Here is an 8,556-nt window from a genome sequence, read left to right as displayed (position 1 = left end):
CTTTATCACGCCCCCCGTCGCCCGCCCCCGCTGCGGGTGGGCGCCCCCCCCCCCGCGCTGTGGCCGGGTGATGTGGGGGCGGACACCCACGTTGGGCCGCGGTTCGAGGGCCCCCCCCGGCCCTTCGACCTCCTCGCCCGTGGACATCAGCGCCCGCAGCCGCGCCTCGCCCGCCGGCAGCTCACCGGCCGCGAGCGTCAGCGTCAAGGTTCCGGTACGGCCGGCGCCATCCAGAGCCAGGCTGCCGGAGACCGCGTGCGGACGCTTGGGCGGCGCGGGGGGTAACCGCACGTCCCCCAGGAGCGTGGGCAGGTCGGTGACCGGCTCCGGCAGGTTGGCGGAGACGTGGACCGGCACCTGCCCGGTTGGCAGCCCGGGCAGGGTGATCAGCCGCACGTGCCGGTCCAGCGAGCCGCCCGCCACCTCACGCGCGGCGGCGAACGGGTCGAAGGACAGCACCCGGTGGGCGATCACTGCGGCCGGCTCGGCCAGGTCGAGGCGCACCGAGCCGTGGGCCACCTCGGCGGGCGCGCGCAGGACCAGGTCAAGGCCGGCGCCGGGGGCGGGCACGGCCACCAGCGGCGCCGCGCGCAGCGCCAGCGCCTCGGCGGCGTCCGGGCCGGCGCCGAGCAGATCGGCCAGCGCCAGGACCAGCGCGGAACGCGTGACCCGGGCGCTGCTCCCCAGGCGGGTGGCCAGGCGGGCGGCCAGGTCACGAGGGTCGAACACGGTCCGGAACGCCGCCCTCGGGGCCACGGCCCGCACGGCCAGCCGTACCGCGGCCTCGATCGGGAGGGTGGCGTCCTCGACCAGGCGCGCGATCACCTGCGCCGCCTCCGGCGTCAGCGCGATGGCCAGCCGCGCGCCCAGGAGCTGGTCGGCGGCCAGCACCGCGGGCGGCGAGATCGGCCCGAGCACGACCGAGAGCTCCAGCACGCTCTCGCGCACCTCGGCGGGCACCCCCGGCGTGGACGACAGGGCGGTGAAGGCGAGCTCCAGCAGCCCGGACGGCGGGAAGGCCAGGGAACGTTCCAACGACACCAGCAGTTCGGGCACGCCGTCGCGGCGGGCCAGTTCCAGGCGGTCGGGCACCGAGACGACCAGGCCCTCCCTGCCGAACGCCGCGAACCCGGAGCCGGCGGGGGCGCCCAGGTCGGGCAGCCCTTGCAGCACGCTCATCGCTCCTCCTACGCGTTCGGACGGGTCTTGATCGGCGGCAGGATCGTCGCGTCGGTCTCGCGCACCGGGCTGACGCCGACCAGGCCGGACTGCCAGATGGTCTCGGTCCTGTAGCGCAGCGGCGGGATCGGGGCGCCGGTCAGCAGCGAGCTCACCGGCACGTGAACGAGCGTCGTGGCCTTCAGCTCCGTCTCGCTGAGCTGCACCGACCCCTGCGCGCCCACGATCGAGACCACGAACAGCGCCACCCGGTCACCCGAGGGGTCGCCGAACATCGCCGGCACCGCCACCACGCTCACCTCCCGGCTCAGGCGCGGCTTGGCGCTGTCGTCGAAGACCGCCTTCCAGACCGCCTCCTTGTCCACCTGCACCGCCACGCCCGACTGGTCGAGCACGATCGTGTACGCGCCGGTGTCCGGCAGCGGCTCGGCCGGGACCAGCGCGATCTCCAGCTCCTCGCCGGGCGCCAGCAGCTTGCCCGCCGGCCCGCCCTCGACGGTCAGCGGCACCCGGCGGCCGGCGGCGACGGCCACGGCCTTCAGCCGGTCCACGCGGACGGGGCTCTCGATCGCGTTCACCAGCCGGGCGGTGACGCGGTTGGGCAGGGCGGTCAGCGGCACCAGTTCCAGGACGTCGCCGGCGGTGTCGCCCAGGCGCAGCTCCAGCTCCACGTCCTCGGGCTGGCCGCCGCCCGCGCCCACTCTGACCTCGCCGTTCATGACGTTCAGCGAGGCGCCGAAGAAGGCCGCGTGCACGAGCCTGAAGTCATCGAGCGTGAACGTCTCGGCGTGGGTGACGCCCTGCTCCAGCCCCACCTGCGCCTTCGGCCGCTCGGTCAGCCCGGACGGCGCCGCCCCGTCCTGCGGCAGCGCCAGGCGCAGCATCGGCTGGGCGTCGGGCAGGATCTCCATCCGGACCGGCGCGGTCGAACCCATCCGCCCGGCCTCCTCGGCCAGCACCGGCTCGGCCGCGGCCAGCCGTTCGGTCGAGACGACCGGCCTGGCCATGAACTCGACCGTGACCCGCACGTCCTCCTCCCGCGCGGCGCTGGTCGCCCGGATGTTCAGCGCCGGCCGGCGTCCGGCCCCGGGCAGCCGGCCCAGCAGGAACCGGTCGGGCAGGAAGTAGAAGTGCTCGGGCCTGGCCGGGTCCTGCCAGAACGAATGCCCCCGGCCCTCGTGCTGAACGCGTAACCGGCGCATCCCCTGCACGCCGGTCGGGGTGGTGCCGCCGCCGAGCCGTACACGCTGGGCGTCCGACAGCAGCAGCGGGCTCGGCCCGGCCACGCACTCCAGCAGCAGCGCCACCTCGCGGTAGGTCTGGGGCGGCAGCGGCTCGATCAGCAACATCGGGTTGGGCACCGCGACCGTGATGCCGCGTTTGACCACGACCGTCGCGCGGGCCTCCAGCGAGCTCATCGCCGCCAGCAGTTGCTGCCGCAGGCCGGGGCCGGTCAGCGGCAGCTCGGCCGAGACCACGGTGCCGGTGTCGTCCAGGCCGGTCGCGGGGAAGTCCACCTCGACCACCACGGAGCCGCCGGTCAGCTCGGGCACGCGGTAGCGCAGCGAGACCGACAGCTCGTGCGGCAGCTCGCCCAGCCCCGTCGGAACCTGCACGGCCACCACGACCAGCGTCGGCGTGCCCGCGCGGTCCACGATCAGGATGCGCGGCTCCTCCCCGTCGAAGGCGAGGTCGTAGCGGGGCAGGACCAGGATGGCGGAGCCGTCGGCACTCTCGTAGCGGGTGTCGTCGGAGGGGGTGTCGGTGGGCGAGACCGGGATGGTCAGCTGGTGGCGTTCGGTCCCGGAGGGGGGTTGGAGCGGCGGGAACCCGCGCGGATTGATCGGCCAGAACTCCGGCCACTCGGGGATGACCGGGTCCGGCCACACGAGCGGCAACCGCCGATCGAGGCCGGGAAAACGACGCAGCGGAGGGCCTACGGGATCAAGCCAGTCGAAACGCCGCGCCCTCGGGATCCGGAAGCGGTCCTGGGCACGCGAGAATTCAGCCGCTGTCATGCCGCCGATCCTCCGCCGCACCCCACCACTCCGCCTGAGTAGGGGGTACTCAGCCGAGTGCTCTTTCCGTGCGCTGGTCTTTACGGGCGGCCTATCCGTTACGGCAAGCCGCCCCACCCCCACCCGCCGTCAGGCGTGGCCGCCCTTCCAGGGTGACGCTCCTCCGCCTCACCGCTGACCCGCCGCGACGCGCGCACGCTCACCCCCTGGGCGGTCCCACCGATGCCGGACCCACCGGGCAGTTCTTCCCGGCGCTGGAGCTGCGGTGGACCTCTGGCGTGCCTGTGCGGTCCCGTCTCCCATGGAGATCGACGCCCCGTGCCTCGTCAAGCAGACCCAGGGCCTACGGAGCCCCCCGCAGGCCAGACAGCCACCGACCTGCCCGGCTCTAAAGGCGGGGGCGGGCGCCCAGGTGGACTATGGCCTTGGCGGCCAGGCGGTTGCCTGCGGCCAACGCCTCGGCCGGGGGTTTGCCGGCCAGCCACGGCGGCAGGAAGCCGGCCGTGAAGGCGTCGCCGGCGCCGGTGCCGTCCACGATGCGGTCGACGGGTTCGGCGGCGGCTCGGACCGGGTCGGGGCGGCCGTTGGTGTACCAGAGGGAGCCGTCCGCGTTGAGCTTGATCACCACCTGCGGGAACCACGCGGTGAGCACCTTGACGGCGGCCTCGGGGTCGTCGCGTCCGGTCAGCACCTTGGCCTGGTCGGCGTTGGCGAACAGGAGCTTGGCTCCGTTCGTCCACTCCAGGAACGGCTCGGCCCCGGTGCGCTCGAGCGGCGCCGAGGAGGAGCAGTCGATCGAGATCGTCATGCCGCCGCGCCGTGCCATGTCCAGCGCGGCCAGACCGGCGTCGCGGGAACCCTCGTTGATCAGCGTGTAGCCGGACAGATGGAGATGGCTACCCCCGCTGAACAGGTCACGCGGCAGGTCCTCCGGCGACAGGGCGGCGTTGGCCCCGGGGTCGGAGAGCATGGTCCGCTCGCCCTTGTGGGTGACGAGAACCACACAGGTGCCCGTCGGCCGCTCGGGATCCATGACGAGCCGGGCGTCCACGCCGTAGCCCATCAGCTCCATGTCGCGGTTGCGGCCGGTGATGTCGGCGCCCCTGCGGCCGATGAAGGCCACCTCGGCACCCTCCACGGCCAGCCAGGAGGCGATGTTCGCCCCCGATCCGCCGCCGTGCATCGTCACGATCGCGGGTGTGTCGCTGGCTCTGGCGAGCGCATAACGGGCGCGCGCCACCGCGTCGGTCATGAGATCGCCCACCACGACGACCCGCGTCATGAGGCCACCACCTTGCGTCTTCTCGCTATGCCTGCCGCCGCAAAACTAACAGCTCTCGGCCTGCCCGTGGGCGGAGACCGGACACAGGTGCCCAGTCGATGCACAAGCGTTGCCCAACGGTCTTGGCATCTGGGATGCAGGTCTACGCTCGGGACTGTGGATGCACAGTATCCGGCCCACTGGGAGGCCGACGTCGTGCTGGCCGATGGCGGCACCGCGCACGTGCGTCCGATCCGCCCGGCCGACGCCGACCGGCTTCTCTCCTTTTACTCGCGGCTGTCCGACGAATCCATCTACTTCCGCTTCTTCGGCCCGCGTCCGAAGCTGTCGGACAAGGAAGTGGCCTGGTTCACCAATGTCGACTACACCAACCGGGTCGCCCTGATCGCCACGATCGGCACGGAGATGGTGGCGGTCATCCGTTACGACCGGGTCAGCGCCACCGAGGGCGAGGTGGCCTTCCTCGTCGAGGACGCCCACCAGGGCCGCGGCGTCGCCTCCGTGCTGCTCGAACACCTGGCGGCCACCGCCCATGAGAACGGCATCGAGACGTTCATCGCCGACGTCCTGCCCGCCAACATGAAGATGATGGGCGTGCTGCGCCAGGCCGGCTACACCGCGCAGAGCCGCTTCGCCGACGGCGTGGTTCGCATGACGCTCGACCTCGCCCCCACCGAGACCTCCGCCGAGGTGACCGCCGCCCGCGAGCACCGTGCCGAGGCGCGTTCCATCGAACGCCTGCTCACGCCCGGTTCCGTCGCGGTCATCGGCGCCTCGCGGGAACCCGGCGGCGTCGGCCAGACCGTCCTGCGCAACCTGCTGGCCGCCGACTTCACCGGCCCGGTCTACCCGGTGCACCGTGAGGTGCGGGCGGTGGCGGGCGTGCGCGCGTACCCCAGTGTGGGCGCCATCGACGGCGAGGTGGATCTGGCGGTCGTGGCCGTGCCCGCGGAAAGTGTTCTCGACGTGGTGAAGGAGTGCGCGGAGAAGGGTGTGCACGGCCTGGTCGTGGTCTCCTCCGGCTTCGGCGAGACCGGTGCGGGCGGACGGGCCAGACAGGACGAACTCGCCAGCATCGCCCGCTCCTACGGCCTGCGCGTCGTCGGCCCCAACTGCCTCGGCATCGCCAACACCGACCCCGCCACCCGCCTGAACGCCACCCTCGCCGCCACCCTGCCCGGCCGCGGCCGGGTCGGCTTCTTCAGCCAGTCGGGCGCGCTCGGCACCGCGCTGCTCCAGCGGGTCGCCCAGCGCGGGATGGGCATCTCGTCGTTCGTGTCGGCCGGCAACCGGGCCGACGTCTCCGGCAACGACCTCCTGCAGTACTGGGAGGAGGACGAGGCCAGCGAGGTCATCCTCCTCTACCTCGAATCCCTCGGTAATCCGCGCAAGTTCACCCGCCTGGCCAGGCGCATCGCCCGCCGTAAGCCCATCGTGGCGGTGAAGAGCGGCGGCACCCCCGTCGGCCACTCCGCGCGGGCCCTGCGCCTGCCGGACTCCGCGATCAGCTCGCTGTTCGCCCAGGCCGGGCTCATCCGCGTCGACGACCTCATCCAGCTCTTCGACGTGGGACAGCTCCTGGCCCACCAGCCGCTGCCCGCGGGCCCCCGCGTCGGCCTGGTCACCAACTCCGACGCGATGGGCCTGCTCGCCGTCCACGCCAGCGCCGACGCCGGCCTGGAGCCCCGCCCGCCCGTCAACCTCGGCGCCTCCGCGGGCCCCTCCGAGTTCGGTACGGCTCTCGCCGACGTGCTGGCCGCCGACGAGGTGGACGCGGCCGTGGTCATCTACATGCCACCGATCCCCGGCGACACCGCCGGGGTGGCCGCCGAACTGCTGAAGGTCTCCCGGGACACCGGCAAGCCCGTGCTGGCCACGTTCGAGGGTCATCTGGGCATGCACCCGGATCTCCGCGTGGGCCGCACGCCGGCAAGAGGCTCGATCCCGTCATACGCGGCGCCCGAGGAGGCGGTCAGGGCCCTGGCCCACGTGGTCCGGTACTCGGCCTGGCTGGCGCATCCCGCGGGCACACCCCCCGAACTCCCCGACCTGAACCCGGAGGCCGCCCACACCCTCGTCACCCACCACCTCGACCTGCCTCCCGCGCAGACCCGCGGTCCTGAAGTCGGGGCTGGGGGATCGGCGGCCGTCGGTGCTGAAGCGGCCGAGGGGTTCGCGTCAGGCGGTCTCCCGGGGCGGGAGGCCGGGGCGGGGCCGGTGGAGATCGATGCCACCGAGTTGCTGGCGTGCTACGGGATCACGGTGTGGCCGGCGCCGATCGTGCGCTCGCCCGACGAGGCGGCGGAGGCGGCCGAACTGCTCGGGTGGCCCGTGGTGGTCAAGGTGACCGGAGCGGAGGCGGCCAGGCGGGCCGGGACCGTACGGCTCGGGCTCGGCGGGCCCGACACCGTCCGGGCCGCCTACACCGAGCTGGCCGGGCAGTACGGCGATGGCGTCGAGCTGGCGGTGCAGCGGATGGTGCCGCAGCCCGCCGTACCCACCGTGGTGGGCGTGGCGGAGGACCCGGCGTTCGGCCCGGTCGTCTCGTTCGGCCTGGGCGACGTGACCGCCCGGCTGCTGGAGGACGAGGGGTTCCGGCTGGCGCCGCTGACGGCGGAGGACGCGGCGGGACTGATCCGATCGGTCCGCGCGGCGCCGCTGCTGTTCGGCGAGTACGGCTACCCGCCGGTGGCGGTGGAAGCCCTGGAAGACCTGCTGGTACGTGTGGGCCGCCTGGCCCACGACCTTCCGGAGGTCGCCCGGCTGGACCTGGACCAGGTGCTGGTGGGGGAGAGCGAGGTCATCGTCCTGGGCGCCAGGGCCGTGCTCAAAACCCCACCCGGCCCCCGCCAAGACGGCGGCCCCCGCCGCCTGACCTGACCCCGCCCGCCCTCACCCCCGTCCAGCCTGACCTCCGCTGGCTGCGTCGCCCTCCGCCTCGGCTGACTGTGGGCTGCTGCAAGATCGGGTGGTTCCGGCGCTGTCGGCTGGTTATGGGGCGCGCGTTGCGGTGGTGCGCTTGCGCGGCCTGCCTGCCGTGACCCTGGAATGTCCCCGGCCATGGTCGGCGGGTGGGGGTGGGCGTGGCCGGCCGTAACGGAAAGGCCGGCTTGAGCGAAACGGCGGCGAGCACCACCGCAATGGTGTCGATGGCCGCAAGAGAGGAATGGGCGCGGAAAGGAGGAACAGGGCGGGGTATAAGGTGGTCTGTCCGGTGGGTGAGAGCATTGCCGAGCCCTGGCAGGATGGACCCATGAGGGAAACCCGAGTCTCAGCCGCGGGTCTGCGTGAGGCGATCGAGCGCAGCGGCTACTACCCCGACCTCGTCACGGATGCGGTCGAATCCGCGCTGGGCAAGGAGGCCGTGACGGCCTATGTGGTCCATCACGAGGCCACGTTCGACCCCGCCATGGAGGTGCGCAGGCACGTCACCGTGCTGGTGCTGTCCGCCTCGCGCCTGCTCGTCTGTCACACCGACGAGCATCCGGCCGTCGAAGGCGTCTCGGCCTCGCACGCCTCGACCACCACCGAGGCGGTACGCCTGAGCCGCGTACAGTCCGTCGCCGTGACCAGGGTGGTCCCCGACCCGGCGACCTACGTCCCCGGCGTGCCGCCGACCGAGGTCACGCTGACCATCGGCTGGGGCGCGATCTCCCACGTCGACCTCGAACCCGCCACCTGCGGCGACGAGAACTGCGACGCCGACCACGGCTACACGGGCGCGATCACCGCCGACGACCTCTCCCTGCGCGTCAGCGAGGCCGCCGACGGGCCCGAGGCGGTGTCCCACGTCCTGGCGTTCGCCAAGACACTGTCCGAAGCGACGGCGCGCGCTTCCTCGTAGTCGCGCCCTCTGGGGATCTTCTCTGTTACGGCGGCGCCGGCTCGCCCCACCCGCCGCGATGGCGCGCGCCCTTCACGGCCGGTAGTGAACGCCCGAGACCTCCCGCCGTGACGACTCCGCCCTTGCCCACCTAAGGCTGAAAAGCCCGCACCGGGCGGCGCCGGAGGCCGGGCACAACCTCCACCGGGTCACCTACGGGCTCTTGGGGGTTTCTGACGTGACCGGGTTCGGGG

Annotated in this window: 5 protein-coding genes; 2 read left to right on the top strand and 3 right to left on the bottom strand. The window is 73.1% G+C overall.

What is annotated here, in order from left to right; genetic code table 11:
• The 3 genes from ACFWY5_RS14425 to ACFWY5_RS14415 all read right to left on the bottom strand — a co-directional run.
• On the bottom strand, positions 1-1,179 hold a 1,179-nt coding region (locus ACFWY5_RS14425), incomplete at its 3' end, for a hypothetical protein (RefSeq protein ID WP_379632159.1).
• Between the two features lie 8 nt (positions 1,180-1,187).
• The gene (locus tag ACFWY5_RS14420; RefSeq protein WP_379632157.1) at positions 1,188-3,197 is read right to left on the bottom strand and encodes a hypothetical protein; all 2,010 of its coding nucleotides are present in this window, start codon (positions 3,195-3,197) and stop codon (positions 1,188-1,190) included.
• 388 nt (positions 3,198-3,585) lie between these two features.
• Positions 3,586-4,479 carry a carbohydrate kinase family protein gene (locus ACFWY5_RS14415; protein ID WP_379609522.1) on the bottom strand — a complete coding sequence of 298 codons (894 nt, stop codon included), beginning with the start codon at positions 4,477-4,479 and terminating at the stop codon, positions 3,586-3,588.
• 156 nt (positions 4,480-4,635) lie between these two features.
• Between ACFWY5_RS14415 and ACFWY5_RS14410 the strand changes: the two genes are divergently transcribed.
• Both ACFWY5_RS14410 and ACFWY5_RS14405 read left to right on the top strand, forming a co-directional pair.
• Positions 4,636-7,359, top strand: coding sequence for a GNAT family N-acetyltransferase (locus ACFWY5_RS14410; RefSeq protein ID WP_379632155.1), 2,724 nt, complete (start codon positions 4,636-4,638; stop codon positions 7,357-7,359).
• Between the two features lie 373 nt (positions 7,360-7,732).
• Entirely contained in the window at positions 7,733-8,323 is a 591-nt protein-coding gene (locus ACFWY5_RS14405; protein ID WP_379609524.1) for a DUF5998 family protein, read from the top strand.
• Positions 8,324-8,556 lie beyond the last annotated feature (233 nt).

The sequence above is a fragment of the Nonomuraea sp. NPDC059007 genome, from assembly GCF_042740555.1.
Lineage (GTDB): Bacteria > Actinomycetota > Actinomycetes > Streptosporangiales > Streptosporangiaceae > Nonomuraea.
The sequence above is the reverse complement of the archived record's forward strand: the minus strand, read 5'-3'. Positions and strand labels throughout refer to the sequence as shown.

Coding starts and splice junctions, on each gene's coding strand:
- ACFWY5_RS14420 (WP_379632157.1), bottom strand. CDS start 3,197: ATGACAGCGGCTGAATTCTCGCGTGCCCAGGACCGCTTCCGGATCCCG.
- ACFWY5_RS14415 (WP_379609522.1), bottom strand. CDS start 4,479: ATGACGCGGGTCGTCGTGGTGGGCGATCTCATGACCGACGCGGTGGCG.
- ACFWY5_RS14405 (WP_379609524.1), top strand. CDS start 7,733: ATGAGGGAAACCCGAGTCTCAGCCGCGGGTCTGCGTGAGGCGATCGAG.